The 22023-nt window shown below is 39.5% G+C and carries 24 protein-coding genes and 1 tRNA gene; 9 read left to right on the top strand and 16 right to left on the bottom strand.

The features are described 5' to 3' along the window. Positions 1-308: 308 nt before the first annotated feature. From rnr to FH036_RS20890, 5 genes are all read right to left on the bottom strand, one after another. Positions 309-2729, bottom strand: a complete 2421-nt coding sequence (rnr, locus tag FH036_RS20910; RefSeq protein WP_000391103.1) for a ribonuclease R — start codon at positions 2727-2729, stop codon at positions 309-311. Between the two features lie 142 nt (positions 2730-2871). Continuing rightward, the gene (gene estA, locus FH036_RS20905; protein ID WP_000761976.1) at positions 2872-3612 is read right to left on the bottom strand and encodes a carboxylesterase; all 741 of its coding nucleotides are present in this window, start codon (positions 3610-3612) and stop codon (positions 2872-2874) included. A 155-nt stretch (positions 3613-3767) separates the two neighbouring features. Continuing rightward, positions 3768-4001: a preprotein translocase subunit SecG gene (secG, locus tag FH036_RS20900; RefSeq protein ID WP_000557262.1), complete on the bottom strand. Its 234-nt coding sequence runs from the start codon at positions 3999-4001 to the stop codon at positions 3768-3770. A 94-nt stretch (positions 4002-4095) separates the two neighbouring features. Then, positions 4096-4788, bottom strand: coding sequence for an LrgB family protein (locus tag FH036_RS20895; protein ID WP_000034948.1), 693 nt, complete (start codon positions 4786-4788; stop codon positions 4096-4098). Then, positions 4785-5153 (bottom strand): CidA/LrgA family holin-like protein, encoded by a 369-nt coding sequence (locus tag FH036_RS20890; RefSeq protein ID WP_139896188.1) that lies wholly within the window; start codon positions 5151-5153, stop codon positions 4785-4787. Before FH036_RS20890 ends, FH036_RS20895 begins: the two co-directional genes overlap by 4 nt. A gap of 275 nt (positions 5154-5428) precedes the next feature. Here FH036_RS20890 and FH036_RS20885 point away from each other — a divergent pair, with 275 nt between their 5' ends. Beyond that, positions 5429-6379 (top strand): nucleoside hydrolase, encoded by a 951-nt coding sequence (locus FH036_RS20885; RefSeq protein ID WP_001125028.1) that lies wholly within the window; start codon positions 5429-5431, stop codon positions 6377-6379. Between the two features lie 51 nt (positions 6380-6430). Here the strand turns inward: FH036_RS20885 and eno are convergent, their stop codons facing one another. The 9 genes from eno to FH036_RS20840 form a co-directional block, all read right to left on the bottom strand. After that, positions 6431-7726 (bottom strand): phosphopyruvate hydratase, encoded by a 1296-nt coding sequence (eno, locus tag FH036_RS20880; RefSeq protein WP_000103957.1) that lies wholly within the window; start codon positions 7724-7726, stop codon positions 6431-6433. Positions 7727-7756: 30 nt separating this feature from the next. Continuing rightward, entirely contained in the window at positions 7757-9286 is a 1530-nt protein-coding gene (gene gpmI / locus FH036_RS20875) for a 2,3-bisphosphoglycerate-independent phosphoglycerate mutase (RefSeq protein ID WP_001231150.1), read from the bottom strand. Further along, entirely contained in the window at positions 9283-10038 is a 756-nt protein-coding gene (gene tpiA / locus FH036_RS20870) for a triose-phosphate isomerase (protein WP_001231036.1), read from the bottom strand. Before tpiA ends, gpmI begins: the two co-directional genes overlap by 4 nt. Before the next feature lie 32 nt (positions 10039-10070). After that, on the bottom strand, positions 10071-11255 hold the full coding sequence (locus FH036_RS20865; RefSeq protein WP_001036342.1) for a phosphoglycerate kinase: 1185 nt from the start codon (positions 11253-11255) through the stop codon (positions 10071-10073). Between the two features lie 139 nt (positions 11256-11394). Next, the gene (gene gap / locus FH036_RS20860; RefSeq protein ID WP_000161231.1) at positions 11395-12399 is read right to left on the bottom strand and encodes a type I glyceraldehyde-3-phosphate dehydrogenase; all 1005 of its coding nucleotides are present in this window, start codon (positions 12397-12399) and stop codon (positions 11395-11397) included. A 26-nt stretch (positions 12400-12425) separates the two neighbouring features. Further along, entirely contained in the window at positions 12426-13454 is a 1029-nt protein-coding gene (cggR, locus tag FH036_RS20855; protein WP_001258187.1) for a gapA transcriptional regulator CggR, read from the bottom strand. Between the two features lie 135 nt (positions 13455-13589). Further along, positions 13590-13835 (bottom strand): glutaredoxin family protein, encoded by a 246-nt coding sequence (locus FH036_RS20850; protein WP_000869738.1) that lies wholly within the window; start codon positions 13833-13835, stop codon positions 13590-13592. A gap of 9 nt (positions 13836-13844) precedes the next feature. Then, positions 13845-15152, bottom strand: coding sequence for an RNA polymerase factor sigma-54 (gene rpoN / locus FH036_RS20845; RefSeq protein ID WP_138320764.1), 1308 nt, complete (start codon positions 15150-15152; stop codon positions 13845-13847). A 258-nt stretch (positions 15153-15410) separates the two neighbouring features. Further along, positions 15411-15486: transfer RNA gene (locus FH036_RS20840), tRNA-Arg, on the bottom strand. Positions 15487-15691: 205 nt separating this feature from the next. Between FH036_RS20840 and FH036_RS20835 the strand changes: the two genes are divergently transcribed. From FH036_RS20835 to clpP, 8 genes are all read left to right on the top strand, one after another. Next, entirely contained in the window at positions 15692-15898 is a 207-nt protein-coding gene (locus FH036_RS20835) for a DUF1657 domain-containing protein (RefSeq protein WP_000216166.1), read from the top strand. Between the two features lie 93 nt (positions 15899-15991). After that, positions 15992-16477 carry a YhcN/YlaJ family sporulation lipoprotein gene (locus FH036_RS20830; protein ID WP_001228544.1) on the top strand — a complete coding sequence of 162 codons (486 nt, stop codon included), beginning with the start codon at positions 15992-15994 and terminating at the stop codon, positions 16475-16477. Positions 16478-16506: 29 nt separating this feature from the next. Then, positions 16507-16983, top strand: coding sequence for a stage V sporulation protein AC (gene spoVAC / locus FH036_RS20825; protein WP_000095407.1), 477 nt, complete (start codon positions 16507-16509; stop codon positions 16981-16983). Then, entirely contained in the window at positions 16984-18000 is a 1017-nt protein-coding gene (spoVAD, locus tag FH036_RS20820) for a stage V sporulation protein AD (protein WP_000938952.1), read from the top strand. Further along, a complete protein-coding gene (gene spoVAE / locus FH036_RS20815) occupies positions 17997-18347 on the top strand; it encodes a stage V sporulation protein AE (protein ID WP_000575919.1) in 351 nt (116 codons plus the stop codon). The genes spoVAD and spoVAE overlap by 4 nt, the downstream gene beginning before the upstream one ends. 9 nt (positions 18348-18356) lie before the next feature. Beyond that, positions 18357-18563 carry a DUF1657 domain-containing protein gene (locus tag FH036_RS20810; RefSeq protein WP_000215900.1) on the top strand — a complete coding sequence of 69 codons (207 nt, stop codon included), beginning with the start codon at positions 18357-18359 and terminating at the stop codon, positions 18561-18563. 20 nt (positions 18564-18583) lie between these two features. Further along, the gene (locus FH036_RS20805) at positions 18584-19453 is read left to right on the top strand and encodes a DUF421 domain-containing protein (RefSeq protein ID WP_000018910.1); all 870 of its coding nucleotides are present in this window, start codon (positions 18584-18586) and stop codon (positions 19451-19453) included. A gap of 241 nt (positions 19454-19694) precedes the next feature. Next, positions 19695-20276, top strand: coding sequence for an ATP-dependent Clp endopeptidase proteolytic subunit ClpP (gene clpP, locus FH036_RS20800; protein ID WP_001049162.1), 582 nt, complete (start codon positions 19695-19697; stop codon positions 20274-20276). A 502-nt stretch (positions 20277-20778) separates the two neighbouring features. Here clpP and FH036_RS20795 read toward each other — a convergent pair. Both FH036_RS20795 and whiA read right to left on the bottom strand, forming a co-directional pair. Next, positions 20779-21027 (bottom strand): HPr family phosphocarrier protein, encoded by a 249-nt coding sequence (locus FH036_RS20795; protein ID WP_000250306.1) that lies wholly within the window; start codon positions 21025-21027, stop codon positions 20779-20781. Between the two features lie 23 nt (positions 21028-21050). After that, positions 21051-22001, bottom strand: coding sequence for a DNA-binding protein WhiA (gene whiA, locus FH036_RS20790; protein WP_000006561.1), 951 nt, complete (start codon positions 21999-22001; stop codon positions 21051-21053). Between the last annotated feature and the right edge of the window lie 22 nt (positions 22002-22023).

Raw genomic sequence — 22023 nt, 5'->3', positions numbered from 1 at the left:
ATTCTAGCCACTGGAGCTGGATTATACAAAAAGCGAAAGTGGCTCGTTCAGAATGTGAGGTGGATGGAGCTTCTGACCTTGAGGCGCTCTTTGCCTCTCGGGAAGAAGCGAAGCCGCCGAACATTCTAGCCACTGAAGCTGGATTCCAACAAAAAGCGAAAGTGGTTCGCTCAGAATGTGAGGTGGATGGAGCTTCTGACCTTGAGGCGCTCTTTGCCTCCCTGAGAAGAAGCGAAGCCGCCGAACATTCTAGCCACCAACAAAAAAGAAAAAGCCTCGCTTTTCATCAAAGCGAAGCCATCCTTTTCTTACTTACGCTTTTTCTTCTTCTTCTTGAATCCTGGTACGTTTTCGAAGAATGCTTTTTTCTTCTTACCGTTACCATCTTTTTTCCCTGGTTGGCTAGCGGACGCGGATGCAGATCCTCTTCCTTTACCTTTGCCACCACGGTCAAATTTTCTACCTGTGCCACGTTCTCCGCCGCGCTCATTACTACGCTCGCTACGTCCACCGCGTTTCTTTCTGCCTGTTCTTGGCTGTTCGATAACGACTGGGCGGTCTTTGAACTTACGACGAGGCGTACCTTTCATGCCAACGATTTCAAAGTCGATTGCACGCTCGTCTTTGTTTACGTTAATAACGCGAATTGTGATTTCGTCACCGATGCGGAATACGTTACCTGTACGTTCTCCGATCATTGCGAAATGCTGCTCATCATAACGGTAGTAATCATCCGTTAAGTAGCTAACATGTACAAGACCTTCAATTGTATTTGGAAGCTCTACGAATAAACCGAAGTTTGTTACAGAGCTAATCATACCGTCATACTCTTCGCCAATCTTATCAAGCATATATTCTGCTTTTTTCAGTTCGTCTGTTTCACGTTCTGCTTCAACAGCACGACGTTCCATATTAGAAGAGTGCTCTGCAATCTCAGGTAATTTTTCACGCCATTTTGCTTGCGTTTCATTATCGACTTTACCGTTAATGATGTATTCACGAATTAGTCTATGAACAATCGTATCTGGGTAACGACGAATTGGCGATGTGAAATGTGTGTAGAACTCAGTTGATAAACCAAAGTGACCTAAACTTTCTGCATCGTAACGTGCTTGCTTCATAGAACGAAGCATTACTGTTGAAATAACTACTTCTTCAGGCTGCCCTTGAACCATTTCAAGAATTTGTTGCAGCGCGCGAGGATGCACTTCATTCGCACGTCCTTTTACGGCATACCCGAAGTTCGTTACAAACTCGAAGAAACGCTCTAGCTTATCTTCTTTCGGATCTTCATGGACACGGTACATGAATGGTACGTTCATCCAGTGGAAGTGCTCTGCTACTGTTTCGTTCGCAACAAGCATAAATTCTTCAATTAACTTCTCTGATACAGAACGATCACGCATAACAACGTCTGTCGGTTTTCCTTCTTCATCTACTAATACTTTCGCTTCTTTAAAGTCAAAGTCGATTGCACCGCGGCGCATACGTTTTTCACGTAGGATTTGTGCTAATTGACCCATTTCTTTAAACATCGGTACAAGCGGCTCATAGCGTTTAATTAATTCTTCGTCCTCATCTTCTAAAATGCTTCTTACGTCAGCATACGTCATACGCTCTGTCGTTTTAATTACACTTTGGAAAATCTCGTGCTTTACAACATCACCTAAATTGTTGATTTCCATTTCACAAGATAACGTCAGACGGTCTACTTTCGGATTTAATGAACAAATACCATTAGATAGACGATGTGGAATCATCGGAATTACACGGTCAACAAGATACACACTCGTCGCTCTCTCCGCTGCTTCTACATCAATTGGAGAACCTTCTTGAACGTAATGGCTTACATCCGCAATGTGAACGCCAAGCTTGTAGTTACCGTTCTCAAGCTTCGTTACTGTAACAGCGTCATCTAAATCTTTCGCATCTGCACCGTCAATTGTTACAATCATTTGGTCACGTAGATCACGGCGATCTTTTAAATCTTCTTCTGAAATCGTTTCTGGTACACTGTTTGCATGTTCCATCACTTCTTCAGGGAACGCTAAAGGTAAGTGATGTTTATGAATGACAGATAAAATATCTACTCCTGGATCATTTTTATGACCTAGAATTTGAATAACTTCACCTTCTGCACTTAAACGATTCTCTGGATAGCTCGTAATTTTCACAACTACTTTATGACCTTCTACAGCGCCCATTGATGCGCTTTTTAATACGAAAATGTCACTTGTCCAGCGTTTATTGTCAGGTATAACAAATCCAAAGTTTTTCGATTCTGTATATGTACCAACTAATTCTTTCGTGCCACGCTCTAAAATGCGTACAATGGAACCTTCTTGACGCGAACCACTCGATTGGGAACTAAGGCGTGCTAATACTGTATCGCCATGAAGTGCACCGTTTAATTCTGTAGGTGGGATGAAAAGATCATCATCTCCTGTTTTCTTCTCGTCTGGTACAACGAATGCAAAGCCACGTGCATGTCCAATTAACTTACCACGTACTAAATTCATCTTTTCAGGAAGACCGTAACGGTTGCTACGAGTACGAATAACAAGTCCCTTTTCTTCCATCGTTACAAGTGCCTTTACGAAATCTTTAAAGCCCTCAGAACCTTCAATCCCAAATGCCTCTTCTAACTCTTGTATCGTTAGCGGTTTATACGCTTCTTCTCTCATAAATAATAACAACTTATCAATATGTTCTTGTATGATTTCTTCCAAGCAAAAATACCTCCTTTAAAACCTTATATTATTTAGTGTATCCGAAAGATAGGGGATGTATAAAGCGAAACTTCAATACTCCCCTTATGATTTTTACAGTTTTCACAAAAAATTCCTTATGAAAAAAAGAGGCAACTAGATCTTACCAATCTAGTTGCTCCAAGAAGTTATATACATCCTCATGTAGCTCGTCACGCTGCTTATCAAGTGTAATGACATGCGTAGAGTCTTCATACCATTTAATGTCTTTTAACGTTGATTCTACACCGTTATAAATAATGTTCGCACTATCTGTATTAATCATTTCATCATGACGCGCTTGTACAACAAATGTTGGGGCATAAATCATGTCCACATTGTTACGCACGTCAGCAATTAATTGTTGTAATGCTTTTAATGTATTCATCGGTGTCTTTTGGAATTCCAACATTTCTTGCTCAATTTGCTCTGGTGATTTTTGCTCACGCTTTTTATATTCGCGGGCATATGCCAATATACCTTGGTACATCGTTTCTTCACTCTTAATATACATCGGTGCACACATTGGCACTACACCTAAAACCGGTACTGTATAACCTAATTTTAGAGAAAATACGCCGCCAAGTGACAATCCAACGACAGCAATTTTCTCAAAGCCTTTATCTTTTAACAGCTGATATGCCTCTGTTACATCTTGCCACCAGTCTTCAGGACCTGTATGAACAAGCTCTTCTGGTGGTACACCGTGCCCTTTATAAATTGGAGCATGACAAGTGTAGCCTTTCTTTTCTAAGAAACGCCCTAACATACGTACATCAGCTGAGTTTCCTGTGAATCCATGTAGTAATAAAACAGCGCGGTCTCCACCTTCAAATGTAAATGGTTTCGGAGATGCTAATTTCATCATGTATTTCTCCTCTTTCTCTTCTGTAATCTAGTCGTATTCTTTCTATATCTAGTGTACCATATTTATATTTCCATAATCTAATTAGAAACTTTTTTCAAATAACAAAAAAGAAGAACCATTAGAATAATCTACTAACGCTTCTTCTTTCAATTCTATAAGTTTAAGTACGTAACACCAATTGTTAATGCGAAGAACAATACAGCTAAAACAATTGTAATACGGTTTAATACCGCTTCAATTCCACGTGCTTTTTGCTTACCAAATAATTGCTCTGCACCGCCTGAAATTGCACCTGAAAGGCCTGAGCTATTACTAGACTGCATAAGTACCATAACAATCATTAAAATCGATACAATAATAAGTAAAACAGATAATAACGTATGCACTTGGCGTACCTCCTACAAAGATTCAGTTATTGTAACTGTAGCATAAATTCTATAGAAAAGCGAGAGCTATAAGGTTGCTCTCGCTTTTCTTCCATTACATGAACATCATTGCAAATAGCGGCCCGAGCAAACATGTCAAAATCGCTGTTAATGTCATTGTTACCGATCCAATAACACCTTCATGTTCATTATTTTTCATCGCTCTCATCACGCCCATAATATGAGAAGCACATCCAAATCCGATACCTTTACCAACTGAGTTTGTAACGCGGCTCCATTTTAATAAAAGCGGGCCGGTAATCGTTCCAGTAATACCTGCAATAACAACGAAAGCTGCTGTTAATGACGGTACACCACCTACTTGCTCTGAAACACTCATCGCAACCGGCATTGTCACCGACTTTGGTAAAGAAGATAAAATTAAACTTTTATCTGTTCCCATAAGTGACGCAATAGCAAAGTCACTTGCAATGGCAACTGTTGTACCTACTAGTACCCCGCCGGCAATCGGTACAACATATTTTTGAAGAACGTGACGTTGTTTATAAAGAGGAATTGCAAATGCTACAACACCGGGTCCGAGCAGCTTTGCAATCCAGCCACCACCACTTTCCATATAATGTTGATACGGTATATCAAGCACGATAAATAGGAAAGCCATTAATCCTGTTGCTACAAGCATTGGAATGGTGAATGGTGTTGGAAATACTTTATAGATTTTTTTAGATAATTGATATAATAGCACCGTAAAAAGAACCCAACCGATTCCGATTAATATTTTGCTCATCGCGACTCTCTTTCCTTTCTATTCGCAAGATATTGTCCTGTATGTCCTGCGACAATAATAATTAAAAATGTACTCGCTACAACTGTAATGAAAAGAGAAATTCCTTTACTCATAAAAAAAGCACCGTAATTCATTAGGCCAAGCGTTGGCGGAATTAATAAAAACGGCATAATAGCAACGAGTGTTTCTGCTCCTAAATCGAACCATTTCACTGGAAGAACTTTTAGGCTAAGTAAAACAAGTAAGAAGAACATTCCAATCAAACTTCCTGGGATCGGAATATTTAACATTTCTTGTACCCAAGTTCCAACCATATAAAAAACGTAAAGAGCAGCAATTTGGACAAGAATCTTTGTAAATTTCATGTTCATCATCCCTCTTGTTTATACGATCTTCTGTTAATATCTTTATCATAGTATAAATTGTAAAAAGCTGCAATTTATCAACTTGACAGCAAAAAACGCCTATGTTATACGCTTACAACCTTGATATGACTACATTTTCAAGAGGGAATTAAGTCAAAAACCTTGACCTAATATAAGAAGTTTTTATTTTCTGAATTTTAAAGGTTATTATTTCAATAAAATAATCTTTTTACCTTTAAGCTTACATATATATAAACAAGATAGGTGGTGAACATATGCCCAAAAAAGTTCTTATTTTTTGTGATCCTGGCATTGATGATACGATGGCTCTCCTATTAGCGTTCTTTATCGATGAAATAGAAATCATCGGCATTGTTGCAGATTACGGCAATGTTCCAAAAGAGATGGCCGTACAAAATGCTCATTTTCTTAAGAATGAAACAAGGAATAGAAATATTAAGATATTCGGTGGTTCAGAACGCCCTCTTACTGGTGCCCCGCCTGCTTTTTTTACAGAAGTACACGGGAAACAAGGGCTTGGGCCAATTATTCCAAATGGGAATGTGACTAACGGAGAAATGGAGAATTTCTTTGAAGTGATTCCTCTTATTGAACAGTATAAAGATGAATTAATCATTGTAAGTTTAGGAAGACTTACCTCTCTAGCAATTTTATTTATCCTGTGCAAACAGTTAATGAAACAAATTAAATCTTACTACGTAATGGGCGGTGCCTTTTTACATCCTGGTAATGTCACCCCTATTTCTGAAGCAAACTTTTATGGCGATCCTACTGCCGCTAATATAGTCCTTCAATCCTCACCTAACATGTACATCTATCCATTAAACGTCACCCAATATTCCATCATTACACCAGAAATGGCTGAATATATTGAAGCAAAAGGAAAAGCCCCACTCGTCAAACCGTTATTCGATCATTATTACTACGGCTATTATAAAAATGCTCTACCACATTTAAAGGGTAGCCCCTTCCATGACACAATGCCAATACTCGCTTTACTTGATAACTCTATGTTTACGTATCACAAATCCCCTATCGTTGTCATGACAGAATCCTCTGCACAAGGAGCAAGCATAGGGGAATTTCGTTCTTTAGTGAACCAAAAGCCATTTATTGATTGGCCGGGTCATCAAATTGCAATTGATTTCGATTATAACCGTTTCTTTAAACATTTCATGTCACTTATGACGGGGGAACAATTTTAGCATAAAAAAAACAGACCGTGATTTCTCACGGTCTGTCGTTATTTTCTACAATTATCGTTTGATGTTATAGAAAGATTTGATACCATCGTAAACAGCGATTTCGCCTAGTTCGTCTTCGATGCGTAATAATTGGTTGTACTTAGCAATACGGTCAGTACGGCTCATAGAACCAGTTTTGATTTGGCCAGCGTTAGTTGCAACTGCGATGTCAGCGATTGTAGCATCTTCAGTTTCACCAGAACGGTGAGATACAACTGCTGTGTAACCAGCACGTTTAGCCATTTCGATAGCTTCGAAAGTCTCAGTTAAAGTACCGATTTGGTTAACTTTAATTAAGATTGAGTTAGAGATACCTTTTTCGATACCTTCAGCAAGTTTTTGAGTGTTAGTTACGAATAAATCGTCACCAACTAATTGTACTTTGCTTCCAAGACGCTCAGTTAATAATTTGTGACCATCCCAGTCGTTTTCGTCTAAACCATCTTCGATAGAGATGATTGGGAAGTCTTTGCAAAGCTCTTCGTAGAAATCAACCATTTCTGCAGAAGTTAAGCCAGTACGGCCTTCGCCTGCAAGGTCATATTTACCAGTTTCTTTGTTGTAGAATTCAGAAGAAGCAACGTCCATTCCTAAGAATACGTTCTCGCCAGCTTTGTAACCAGCTTTTTCGATAGCTTCGATGATTACTTCTAATGCTTCACGGTTAGAACCAAGGTTTGGAGCGAATCCACCTTCGTCACCTACTGCAGTGTTAAGACCTTTGTCATGTAATACAGCTTTAAGTGCATGGAATACTTCAGCACCCATACGGATTGATTCTTTGAATGTTGGAGCACCAACTGGTAAGATCATGAACTCTTGGAAGTCTACGTTGTTATCAGCGTGAGAACCACCGTTGATGATGTTCATCATTGGAGTTGGTAATTGTTTTGCATTGAATCCACCAAGGTAACGGTATAATGGAAGACCTACGAAGTCAGCTGCTGCGTGAGCTACTGCCATAGATACACCAAGGATAGCGTTAGCGCCTAGTTTACCTTTGTTTGGAGTGCCATCTAATTCGATCATAGCACGGTCGATACCAGCTTGGTCAGTTACGTCGAAACCAACGATTTCTGGAGCGATAATTTCGTTAACGTTGTTTACTGCGTTAACAACACCTTTACCAAGGTAACGAGACTTGTCACCGTCACGTAATTCTACTGCTTCGTGTTCACCAGTAGATGCACCACTTGGTACGATAGCGCGTCCGAAAGCGCCGCTTTCTGTGTAAACTTCTACTTCTACAGTTGGGTTACCACGAGAGTCAAGGACTTCGCGAGCATAAACATCAATAATTGTTGACATAATAAATTCTCTCCTTTTTATATAAGCAAATTATTTAATAATTGTTTTACCTGTCATTTCTTTCGGTTGCTCAACACCAAGAAGTGTAAGCATAGTTGGAGCGATATCACCTAAGATACCACCTTCACGTAATTCTACGTCGTTCTTAGTAACAATGAAAGGAACCGGGTTAGTTGTATGAGCTGTCATTGGCTCTCCGTCAGAAGTTAATTCTTCGTCAGCATTACCATGGTCAGCAGTAATAAGTGCCACACCATCTTTTGCAAGAATCGCTTCTACAACTTTTCCTAAACATTCGTCAGTTGCTTCTACTGCTTTAATCGTTGGTTCCATCATCCCAGAATGGCCAACCATATCACAGTTCGCAAAGTTAAGAATGATAACATCATGTTTATCATTTTCGATTTCATTTACTAAAGCGTCCGTTACTTCGTAAATGCTCATTTCAGGTTTCAAGTCATACGTTGCAACCTTCGGTGAGTTAATTAAGATACGCTCTTCTCCTGGGAATTCAGCCTCACGACCACCGCTAAAGAAGAATGTAACGTGCGGATACTTTTCAGTTTCCGCGATGCGAAGTTGCTTTAATCCCGCTTGCGCAACAACTTCACCTAAAGTGTTATCAAGGTTCATTGGCTTGAATGCCACGTAACCATCTACTGTTTCACTAAAGTGTGTCATACATACGAATTCTGGAATGTGAGGTACTTTTTCACCACGATCGAACTCACGGAAGTCTTCGTTTGTAAATACACGAGCAATTTGAATTGCACGGTCTGGACGGAAGTTATAGAAGATAACTGCATCATCATCATTGATTGTTGCAACTGGCGTGTTATCTTCGTTAACAATTACAGACGGCAATACGAATTCATCGTAGATACCATTTGCATAAGAGTCTTCTACACACTCTTCTGCTGATTTATAAGTAGGTCCTTCACCATTCACCATAGCACGGTAACATTTTTCTACGCGATCCCAACGCTTGTCACGGTCCATGGAGTAATAACGACCAGAGATAGTCGCGAATTGTCCTACTCCTGTTTCTTTAATTACTTCATTTGTTGCATCAATATAGCTTTGTGCTGTTTTTGGTCCAACATCGCGGCCATCTAAGAATGCATGAATGTATACTTTCTCAACGCCTTCTTTAGCTGCTAAGCGAAGAAGAGCAAACATGTGGTTCATGTGACTATGCACACCACCGTCAGAAAGTAAACCGAATAAATGAAGTGCAGTACCTTTTTCTTTTACGCTTTTAATTGCACTTTGGAACGTTTCGTTCTTATCAAACTCACCTTCACGGATTGCAACGTTTACGCGTGTTAAGCTTTGATATACAATGCGGCCAGCACCGATATTTAAGTGACCAACCTCAGAGTTACCCATTTGACCTTCTGGAAGACCTACTGCCTCGCCACAAGCTGTAAGCGTTGTGTGAGGGAATTTGTTCCAGTAACCATCAAAATTAGGTTTCTTAGCTTGTGCTACAGCATTCCCGTAAGTTTCTTCACGAAGTCCGAAACCGTCAAGAATAATTAGAGCTGTTGGCTTTCTCATTTTACCGCCTCCAGAAGACCTAAGAACGAAGCAGGCTCTAAGCTAGCACCGCCAACTAAAGCGCCGTCGATGTCAGATTGTGCCATGTACTCTTTAATGTTTTCTGGTTTTACGCTACCGCCATATTGAATACGAACAGCTTCTGCAGCAGCTGGAGAAACAGCTTCTGCAACAACTTTACGGATGTGCGCACATACTTCGTTTGCATCTGCAGAAGAAGAAGATTTACCTGTACCGATAGCCCAGATTGGCTCATAAGCGATAACAGTTGCTTTAACTTGCTCTTCAGTTAAACCTGCAAGTGCTTTTGTCACTTGACCTGCTACTAGATCAAATGTTTTTCCGCTTTCGCGCTCTTCTAAAGTCTCACCACAACATACGATTGGTGTTAAACCATGTTCAAATGCTGCGATAGTCTTTTTGTTTACTGACTCATCTGTTTCAGCAAACATTTCACGACGCTCAGAGTGGCCAAGTACTACATAGCCAACTTTTAAGTCGCTAAGTGCTACTGGGCTAATTTCGCCAGTGAATGCACCATTTTTTTCGAAGTGCATGTTTTGTGCACCTACTTGTAAATCAGTTCCTTCAGTCGCTGCTACAAGGCGCTCTAAGAATAGAGCTGGAGAGCAAACTACTGCATCAACAGCTGAAGCTGCTGGGATTTGACCTTTAACTTCCTCTACGAAGCTAACTGCTTCAGATAGAGTTTTATTCATTTTCCAGTTACCTGCGATAATTGGTTTACGCATGCTTTGCACCGTCCTTTTTCTTTGGCTGCTACTTATTTGTCGTTAAGACAAACTACACCTGGAAGCTCTTTACCTTCCATGAATTCTAATGACGCACCGCCGCCAGTAGAAATGTGGCTCATTTTATCAGCCATACCGAATTTTTCAACAGCTGCTGCAGAGTCACCACCGCCGATAACAGAGTATGTACCTTCTGCATCTGCTAATGCTTGTCCTACTGCTTTTGTACCTTGTGAGAATGGAGTCATTTCGAATACACCCATTGGTCCATTCCATACAACAAGCTTAGAGTTTTTAATTACATCTGCATAAATTTCACGTGTTTTAGGACCGATGTCCACGCCTTCCCAGTTAGAAGGGATAGAGTCGATACCAACGATTTTAGTTGTTGCAGTTTCAGAGAATTCCTCAGTGATTACAACATCAACTGGCATGTAGAAGTTTACGCCTTTTTCTTTTGCAAGTTGCATAAATTCTTTTGCTAGTTCAATCTTGTCGTCTTCACATAGAGATAGACCAATTTCATGACCTAAAGCTTTAACGAATGTGTAAGCAAGTCCGCCACCGATGATTAAGTTATCTACTTTGTCTAATAGATGACGAATTACACCGATTTTATCTTTTACTTTCGCACCACCGATGATAGCTGTGAATGGACGATCTGGGTTAGAAAGTGCTTTTCCAAGAACATCTAACTCTTTTTCCATTAGTAAACCAGATACTGCTGGTAGGTAGTCCGCGATACCTGCTGTAGAAGCATGAGCACGGTGAGCTGCACCGAATGCATCGTTTACGAAGATGTCAGCAAGAGCTGCAAATTCTTTCGCAAGTTCTGCATCGTTCTTTTCTTCGCCCGCATAGAAACGTACGTTTTCAAGAACTAATACGTCGCCTTCGTTCATTGCTGCAACCATTTCTTGTGCAACTGGTCCGAATGCTTCGTCTGCTTTTTTAACATCTTTACCAAGAAGCTCGCCTAAACGTGCTGCTACTGGAGTAAGACGTAATTCTTCTACTACTTGACCTTTTGGACGGCCTAAGTGGCTTGCTAAAATAACTTTCGCACCTTGCTCTACTAAATATTGAATTGTAGGAAGAGCTGCACGGATACGAGTTTCATCTGTAATTTTGCCTTCTTTCATAGGTACGTTGAAGTCAACGCGGCAAAATACACGCTTACCTTTTAAATCTACGTCACGAATTGATTTTTTGTTCATTGGATTTCCCTCCGACTACTAGTTAGGATTGACAAAACCCACTCAAAAGCTTAACACATTTGCTTTTAAAACGAAAGAAGAGAGAGAGGGAACAAACCCTCTCCCTCGTTTTGTCATTGATAACTTATATAATTAAGAATTAAAGACCTTTTGAAGTCATGTAAGCTGCTAGGTCTACTACGCGGTTAGAGTAACCAGTTTCGTTATCGTACCAAGAAAGTACTTTAACCATGTTACCTTCCATTACCATTGTAGATAATGCATCGATTGTAGAAGAAGCTGTACATCCGTTATAGTCGATAGATACTAATGGCTCTTCGCTGTATCCAAGGATACCTTTTAATTCGCCTTCAGCTGCTGCTTTGAATGCTGCATTTACTTCTTCAACTGTTACTTCTTTATCAAGTTCAACAACTAGGTCAACTAGAGAAACGTTAGCAGTTGGAACACGTACAGCGCCACCGTTTAATTTACCTTTAAGTTCTGGTAATACTAATGCTACTGCTTTAGCTGCACCAGTAGATGTTGGGATCATGTTTTCAGCTGCTGCACGAGCACGACGTAAATCTTTGTGTGGTAAGTCTAAGATTTGTTGGTCGTTAGTGTAAGAGTGAATTGTTGTCATCATTCCACGTTTTACGCCGAATTTTTCGTTTAATACTTTAGCGAATGGAGCTAAGCAGTTTGTAGTACAAGAAGCGTTAGATACTACGTTGTGGCTAGCTGCATCGTATTGTTCGTGGTTAACACCCATAACTACAGTGATATCTTCGTCAGAAGCTGGAGCTGAGATGATAACTTTTTTAACTGATCCACCTAAGTGTTTTTCAGCGTCTGCTTTTTTAGTGAAACGGCCAGTAGATTCTACTACGATTTCTACTCCGTAGTCGCTCCATGGTAATTGTGCTGGGTCACGCTCAGCGATAACTTTAATTTCTTTACCGTTAACAACGATGCTGCTTTCGTTAGCAGATACTTCTGCGTTTAAAGTTCCGTGAACTGTGTCATATTTTAAAAGGTGAGCTAAAGTTTTAGCATCTGTTAAGTCGTTGATTGCTACTACTTCTACCTCTGGGTTGTTAAGAGCTGCGCGGAATACGTTACGTCCGATACGTCCAAATCCATTAATACCAATTTTAGTCATTTGAATTTCCTCCTTGGGGGATTATATTAAAGGGTAATACCCTTTGTTAACTGTTTTGCTGCACCTTCATCTGTAATTAGAATTGAAGTGTGCCCTTGTTTAATTACAGCCTGTATTGCCTTTGCCTTTGAAGAACCTCCAGCGACTGCAACAACGTGAGATACATTTTGTAAATCCTCTAGTTGCATACCAACTGTTCTTACTTTATGAACAACATTTCCTTGTTCATTAAAGTAGTAACCGAAAGCTTCGCCAACTGCTTCGCTTGCCTGAATCTTTAACCAATCTGCTTCTGAAGTATTTCTGCGACGTGCCATTGTTAACGCATCACCTATTCCATGAATGACGATATTGGAAGATCGAATCAACTCAAGAACTTCTTTCACGGAAGGCTCTGTCACAATAGACGCATATGCTTCGCTGCTAACATGGTCTGGAACATACAATAAGCGATAATTACTCATCGTATTTTGCGCCATCTTGGCACAAATAGTATTGGCTTCTAACTCGACGCCTTCTCCAATTCCACCACGTGCTGGGACAAATAGCATATGTAAATCTTTGCAATCAAGCTGCATCATGTCCGCAACAGCAGCTAGCGTAGTTCCTCCAGCCACAGCAACGATATTATTCGCTGTCAGACGGTCTTTTATACAAGTCACACAAGCACGGCCCATCTCCAGTTTGACCCAAGGCGATTCATCACTATCACCAGGGACAACGAAAACTTCATCCAAGTCTAATGTTTCCTTAAGTTGCTTTTCTAAAACCTTTAACCCGGAAATTTCTTTCATAAAGTCTTCCAAAGCAAGAACTAAAGCTGTTCCTTCTTCTGTCAAAGTCATTCCAGAAGAAGCGACGTGAACTAAGTTTTGTTCTTTCAAAACTTGAACTTCACTTCGCAATACTCGTTCTGTCATACCGAGACTTGCTGATAAATTTCTTCTTCCAATCGGCTGCATAAGCCTAATGTATTGAAGAATTTGCATTCTCGTTTGCATAACAGGTAGCAGATCAGGTAATAATTTTTTTGTGTTCTGAATCCATGAGCGCATATCTTTTCTCCTCACTACATCGGTTCATTTTCCCTCATGGTCACTTTACGTCCCGTAGTGACATTTTGTGTCCCACATAGGTTAAAAAAATAATCCCTGCTACGTGTATTATTGTAACAGGAGATAGAAACTTATTCAACTCTTAACTGCATTCTTTATATAGTTTATTATGACACCTTTGTGAATGTTACCATATTCTACTTGTTTTCCGTCTATTTCTACAACCGGAATCATTAGATGATATTTTTCTAAAAGGTCATTATCTTCATATATATCTATTTCCTCAATTTGAAAAGAATATTCACATTGTACTTCCTGTAAAACTTGTTTCGCCTTCACACAAAGGCCACAATCATTTTTTGTATACAGTACAACTTTCATCTTCTTCACCTATCCGATTGTTTTTCGTAATGACGACGCTGGGATGTGCATTTGCTCTCTATACTTCGCCACTGTTCTTCGAGAAATAACGATTTCATGCTCTTCTTCTAATAATTTTGAAATCTTTTGATCTGAAAGTGGCTTTTTCTTATTCTCTGCCTCAACAAGCGTTTGAATAAATTGTTTTACACGCTTTGTAGAAACCGCTTCATCTTCAGTCGTCGAAACGGCATTACTAAAGAACGATTTCATCTCAAATAAACCGTGTGGTGTTTGCACATATTTATTTCGCGTTGCACGACTAATTGTCGATTCATGCACGCTTAACTCTTCTGCTACTTCTTTTAAAGCAAGTGGCTTTAAATACTCCGGACCTTTCCAGAAGAAATCACGTTGTTTTTCCATAATAATGGTCATCACTTGCAAAAGCGTTTGTTTTCTCTGTTTCAAACTACGCATAATCCACTGTACATGCTGATACTTTTCTGAAACGTAAGATGCTACTTCACTTTCACTATTATTAAGAAGCGCACTATATTCAGAATGAATTTCAATTCTCGGCATATTTCTCTCATTCATTTGTAAAACGAGACGATCGCCATCTTTTTTCACTGCCATATCAGGCACAATATAAAGTGGTTTATCAGAAGAAAACGCAAGACCTGGTTTTGGTTGTAATGACGTTATACAATTTACTGCATCCTGTAATTCTTCATTACTACACTTCAATACTTGAACGAGCTTTCTCCAATCTTTCTTCACGAAATAAGCGAAATGATCTTCTACAACCTCTTCTGCCAATCCATTCCGTCTTTGTAAGCGCTTCAATTGCAAGGTTAGACATTCCTGAATATTACGCGCTCCTACCCCTGCTGGCTCAAGTGATTGGACAAGCTCTACAGAACGGTCGACTACATGAAGCGGTGCGGAAAGGAGATTTGCTAACTCTTCATTCGTTTCTTGCAAATACCCATTTCCATCCATGTTCATAATAATGAAAGAAGCTACTTTTCGCTCTTCTTCCTCTATTTTATAATACTGTATTTGATTTAATAAATGTTGCTGAATCGTTATAGAATCCACACTGTAGATTTCCATCTGATTCTCGACTTGTTTGCTGGTACTTTTACTGTTGTTAGAGCTCTTTTTCTTCTCCCTCTCAAAACCACCTAACTCAATAAGGGGATTCTCTAACGATTGCTCATACAAAAACTCCGATAATTCTTGTACATTATACTGGAGCATTGTAATCGCTTGCCTTAACTCTTGTGTCATTGCCAAACGTAAGCTTTGTTCTTGTAAAAGACTTGCCTTCAAACTAATCTCCCCCTTGTTTCTATTGTACAATAAGTTTGGTAAAAGGAGAATGCTATCACAGACACCCATTCCAAAATATTATTAATTTATATGTATTAATGAGATTTACAACTTAAAACCGAAATTTGAATAATATTGAAAGAAAATAATAACGGAATTAAATTATAATCAAGTACTAATAGTAAATCTTATTATCAGATATAACAAGAGGGAAATAAAAAAGTCCTAACCTACAAAACGTAAGTTAGGACTTTTTGACGCGCCCAGAGGGATTCGAACCCCCGGCAGACGTGGTACCGGAAACCACCGCTCTATCCGACTGAGCTATGGGCGCATGATAATAGAAAACACTTCATTTTCTTCTCATAATAATAGCAATAAAATCCATCTAAATCAATAAAAATATCCCCGTAATCCTTTATGCCGCTTAGTTATGAGTATATTAACAAAGCACCCACCCCTAAATTTTCCAATCATAAATTCAACCCAACTCACAAATTATAATCTTTGAATTGATATTCCAAAGGGGGCTTCATTCAATGACTGTAATTACAAAATTAAAGCAAACTGTTTCTGGATTAAAAAGTGCACAAGCTAGCTTAGAGGGTTTCGCTCTTGATACGGATAACCAACAAGCTAAGCAACTTTTCCAAACAGCTGCACAGCAAACACAAACGATTATCGATTCTTTAAACCCACGCGTTGAAGAAGTCCAACAAGAAGAACCACAATACTCACAGCAATAACGGATTCGTCATGCTGTGAAATAGAAAAAGGATGATATGCAGTCATCCTTTTTCTATCACATTACATATTGCAATAGAAATGGAATGATAATTATGCGAAAACTCGGCCTCATAACCGCATTATTTGCCCTTCTATTTAGCTCTTTTACTGGATGTGATAATAGTCCTTTAGATAAAAAAGTGAAAGAAGAAGCGAAACGAACGGAGAAAGAAAAAGGCCCAAAGTTAACAAAGACGAGTACGGAATCCTTTAATCAATCTATATCACAAGGAGCGAAGAAAAGAGCTCTCGCTATGGATGAAATTATAAAAAGCACAGCAGTGAATTCAAACTTAGATCTCTACATAGCAGTTCTACCGGAGCATCACGAAAGGTTTGGATTAAAACCGCTGCGTAAAAAGCTTCAAAAGCAACTAAGTGATGAACACCCTACTTTCGATGTTCGTGTCAGTACAGATAAAAAAATCTTTATGTTACTCGAAAAACTCGAAAGAAAAATTAAGGAAAAAGAAGTATCTAAAGATGAAATTAATAAACAATTAAAATTCATTGGTAAAAAAATGGAGTCTAACACTTAACGCTTTTTAAAAGAAAAGGAAGGATTGCAATGTCTAGTAAAGATAAAAACTTAACCCCTGTACAACAGGAGTATAAAAAATTCGAACAAGAACGCGAACCGAAGCGTCCTGTCTTAAAAAACTGTATAAAAGCCTTTTTCGTTGGTGGTTTCATTTGCCTAATTGGGCAACTCATTTCTACTTTTTATATTACGTATTTCGATTTCACTGAGCGCTCAGCAGGGAATCCAACAGTAGCAACTCTTATTTTCATCTCGATGTTACTAACTGGGTTCGGCGTATATGATCGTCTAGGTCAATTTGCAGGTGCTGGGACAGCTGTACCTGTCACTGGATTTGGTAACTCTGTTGTCGCCGCATGTATCGAACACCGGACGGAAGGGTTTGTCCTTGGCGTTGGCGGTAACATGTTCAAATTAGCCGGCTCCGTTATTTTATTTGGTGTATTTTCAGCTTTCGTCATCGCACTTATTAAAACGATTCTCGTTCAATGGGGAGGGCTATAAATGTTACAAGGACACCGAACGTGGGTATTTGAAAACAAACCAGTTATCATTTCAACTGGAGTCGTTGGCGGACCGTTTGAAGCAAAAGGGAAAATCCCAGAAGACTTCGATATCCTTCATGAAGATTTATGGCTCGGACAAGATTCCTATGAAAAAGCACATAAAATTTTGTTCGAAGAAGCTTGTAGCCGCGCCACTGAAAAAGCAGAACTTCGTAAAGATGATATTCAATTTGTACTCGCAGGAGATTTAATTAATCAAATTACCCCTACAAGCTTTGCTTGCCGTACACTGGGCACTCCTTATCTCGGACTATTCGGTGCTTGTTCTACTTCTATGGAAGGTTTAGCACTTGGAGCAAGTATCGTAAATGCAAAAGGCGCAAAATATTTATTAACCGGGGCATCAAGTCATAACACCGCTGTAGAAAAACAGTTCCGCTACCCTACCGAATATGGTGGACAAAAGCCACCTACCGCGCAGTGGACAGTAACTGGAGCAGGGGCCGCTATTTTAAGTGATACTGGACACGGTCCTAGGGTAACGTCCGCAACAATCGGAAAAGTAGTTGATATGGGATTAACGGATCCGTTTAATATGGGAGGCGCAATGGCTCCAGCTGCCGTCGATACAATTGAGGCCCACCTACGCGAACGCCAAATTGACGCCTCTTACTACGATTTAATCGTAACAGGCGATCTTGGCCATGTAGGACGCGAAATTGCTTATGACTTACTACATAAACACGGAACGAAAGTAACGAGCGAACAGTTTCAAGATTGCGGGCTGCTCATTTATAGAGAAGGGCAACCTGTCATAGCTGGTGCTAGTGGACCAGGATGTTCCGCAACAGTCGTGTACGGTCATTTATTAAACCGGATGAAAAGAGGAGAGTTCAAAAAAATACTTGTCGTTGCGACAGGCGCTTTACTATCTCCACTTACATTCCAACAAGAAGAAACAATCCCGTGTATCGCTCACGCCGTTTCAATTGAATTCGGAGGTGCAACGCAATGATTTTTTTCTGGGCTTTCGTCATTGGCGGACTCATATGTGTAATCGGCCAACTTATGTTTGATGTCGGCAAACTAACACCCGCTCATACAATGGCAACACTCGTTGTTGCTGGAGCTATATTAGATGGATTCAATTTGTATGAACCATTAATTGACTTCGCTGGAGCTGGGGCAACCGTACCTATTACAAGCTTTGGTAATGCCCTCGTTCACGGCGCAATGGAAGAAGCTGCAAAACATGGCATCGTTGGCGTTATTACGGGCATGTTTAAAGTAACAAGCGCCGGTGTATCCGCAGCTATTATTTTCGGCTTCATCGGAGCATTGCTATTCAAACCGAAAGGATAAGGTGTTCGTATGACAGTTATCGCTAGCGTCAAAACCTGCCTTGCTAGTGTAAGGGGCGCTCAAGCAAGTTTAAGCTCCCTTTCACTACATTCACAGGACGCAGAATCAAAACGTGTATTTCATGAATGTATGTTAGAAATGGACAGCATCATCGCTGATTTACAAAATAGAGTTTCAGTATTAGAACGTGAAGAACCTCAATATAAAGGGTTTTAAGTAGACTGGAGGAAATGACTATGTCTCACCTGCCGGAATGGACACTTGTCATTCTTCGCTCTGTATTCATATTAATTATTTTATTCGCTATTACGAAATGGTTAGGGAAAAGACAAATCTCTCAGCTCTCCTTTTTTGAATACATAGCCGGAATGACAATCGGTGACATCGCTGCCCAAGTATCTACAGGGCTCGATTCAAAATTTTTTCACGGCGTCTTTGCAATACTCATTTTCGCTGTGGTACCTTTTTTAACAGGAATCCTTTCTTTAAAGAACAAAACAGCTCGGGACTTCTTTGAAGGGAAATCTACCGTATTAATAAAAGATGGAAAGATACTCGAAGATAACTTAAAGAAAGAAAAGTATACAAGTGACGAATTACTGGAACTTCTCCGTGGAAAAGATGCTTTCAGCGTAGCTGATGTTGAATTTGCTGTACTAGAACCGAGCGGAGAATTAAATGTATTACTAAAGAAAGATCGCCAACCACTCACAGCAAAAGACATCGGTTTAAAAGTGCCGAACGAAAAAGAACCACAAACTGTTATTATGGATGGCAATGTCTTAGATGAACCGCTATCCGCAAGTGGACATAACCGCGCTTGGCTACATGCTGAACTAGAAAAGCTCGGTGTTGTTATCGAAAATGTCTTTCTCGGTCAAGTTGATTCATACGGACAACTGACTATCGACATTTATAATGACAAACTACAAATGCCTTCTCCTCAAAACAAACCTTTATTATTAGCATCATTAAAAAAATGTCATGCTGATCTTGAACTATTTTCCTTAGAAACAAAGTCGAAATCAGCAAGCGAAATGTATAGTAAAAACGCGAAACAAATCGAAAAGATTTTAAATAAAGTAACCTATCTTTTAAAAGAATAGATATCGAAAGAACGCTTCAGTCAAAAGGCGTTCTTTTCTTTTTTTCTACAGTTTTTATAACGTTTAAATTTATGTAATTCGGTTATGATGTTGAAGATACATAAGCAGGGAATTTCAAAAACATAGCGAATATTTCATGGTACAACTACATATTTTTTTGATTTAAAGTGGTTTTGTTTGACCTTTATTGACCATAATTGTATTATAAGACTAAGAAAGCTTTATAAGGAGGAAATAACAGATGAATTTAATTCCTACAGTAATTGAACAAACAAATCGTGGAGAACGCGCTTACGATATTTACTCTCGACTATTAAAAGACCGCATCATTATGCTTGGTAGCGCAATTGATGACAACGTAGCTAACTCAATCGTTTCCCAGCTTTTATTCTTGGAATCTCAAGATCCAGAAAAAGATATTCACATCTACATCAACAGCCCTGGTGGTTCTATCACAGCAGGTATGGCAATTTACGATACAATGCAGTTTATTAAACCGCAAGTATCAACAATCTGTATCGGTATGGCTGCATCTATGGGTGCATTCTTACTTGCAGCAGGTGAAAAAGGAAAACGTTATGCACTTCCAAACAGTGAAGTAATGATTCACCAACCACTTGGTGGTGCACAAGGTCAAGCGACTGAAATCGAAATCGCTGCTAAACGTATCCTATTCTTACGTGAAAAACTAAACCAAATTCTTGCTGACCGCACAGGTCAACCACTTGAAGTACTACAACGCGACACAGACCGCGACAACTTCATGACAGCAGAAAAAGCTTTAGAATACGGTTTAATCGATAAGATCTTTACAAATCGTTAATAGATTTAAAGCGGAGGCGGCTCGTTCAGAATGGGAGGAGGATGGAGCTTCTGACAAAGAGGTGCTTTTTACCTCGACGGAAGAAGCGAAGCCACCGACCATTCTAGCCGCTGGAGCTGGATATAATTAAAAGCGGAGGCGGCTCGTTCAGAATCGCAGGGCGATGGAGCCCCTGATTCCGAGGCGCTTTTTGCCTCGAATGTAAAAGCGAAACAACCGCTGGAGCTGGATAGATTAAAAGCGAAAGCGCCCTATAACAGGGCGCTTTTTTTATATGCTGTTCTCCGCCCGTATACCCCACCTAGTATCAACCGAAATATATCGGCGATTTTTCAAATATATCGACCGTAACTCCAATTATATCGGCGATTATTTTAATATATCGACTTTTCGACACAACTTATCGACTTACCAACAATTCTCGACAAGAACGTACATCCCACATACCCCCACCAACAAGCCCCAAACAACAAAAAAGCTATCGCACATACGCGATAGCTTCTTATTGTACATATGCAGCTAATGCTTCTAAAGCCTCTTCTGCATCTGAACCTTCTGTTGTAATTGTTATCATGCTACCAGTTCCAATTGCTAAGCTCATAATCCCCATTATGCTCTTTGCATTTACTGTCTTCCCATCTTTTTCGATGAAAATATCTGCATGAAAGCGATTGGCCTCTTGTACAAACAACGCAGCCGGACGTGCTTGTAAACCGTTTTTTAATGAAACCTTAACTCTTTTTTGAACCACAGCTCCATTTCCCCTTTAACCTCTTATTTTTTTGCTACCGTTTCCCCCGCGCGTAATTTCTCTGCAATATCATCGATTTTACGCAAACGATGATTAATACCCGATTTACTAATTTTCCCCCCGGATACCATCTCACCTAACTCTTTCAATGTTACATCTTGATAATCTCTTCTTAATTGCGCAATTTCTCGTAGTTTATCCGGCAATATATCAAGACCAACCGTCTCATCAATATAACGGATATTTTCAATCTGCCTTAGCGCTGCACCAATTGTTTTATTTAAATTAGCTGTTTCGCAATTCACTAAGCGATTTACAGAATTACGCATATCACGTACGATTCGAATGTCTTCAAATCTTAAAAGTGCATTATGAGCACCTATAATATTTAAAAACTCTGTAATCTTTTCTGCTTCTTTCAAATACGTAATGTACCCTTTTCTTCTTTCCAACGTCTTACTATTTAAATCAAATCCGTTCATCAGTTCACATATAGCATCATTATGTTCCTTATATAACGAAAAGATCTCTAAATGATAAGATGATGTTTCTGGGTTATTTACTGAACCACCTGCTAAAAATGCACCGCGTAAATACGATCGTTTACAACATTTCTTCTCAATTAATTCTTGTGATATATTTCGAATAAATGAAAAGTCGTCTCGAACGATATGAAGATCAGCTAATATTTCGCGTGACTTCTCAACAAGCCTTACGATATATACATTGTTTTTCTTCAATCGCATTTTTTTACGAACAAGTAATTCTACCGTCACGTCATATCCTTTTTTCAAAAGCGTATAAATCCTTCTTGCAATTGCCGCATTTTCCGTTTGAATATCGATTGATAGACGACGATTTGAAAAAGAAAGCGATCCGTTCATACGAAGTAACGCTGATAATTCTGCTTTCTCACAGCATTCCTTCATCTCTAGATTCGTCAACTCTTTCTTTGTTTCTGATGCAAATGACACAGCCAACACCTCCTTATACGAT

The sequence above is a fragment of the Bacillus sp. CD3-5 genome, from assembly GCF_006349665.1.
In the GTDB taxonomy this organism is placed as follows: domain Bacteria; phylum Bacillota; class Bacilli; order Bacillales; family Bacillaceae_G; genus Bacillus_A; species Bacillus_A paranthracis.
Note: the sequence above shows the minus strand (reverse complement) of the source record. Positions and strands in the feature narration are given on the sequence as shown.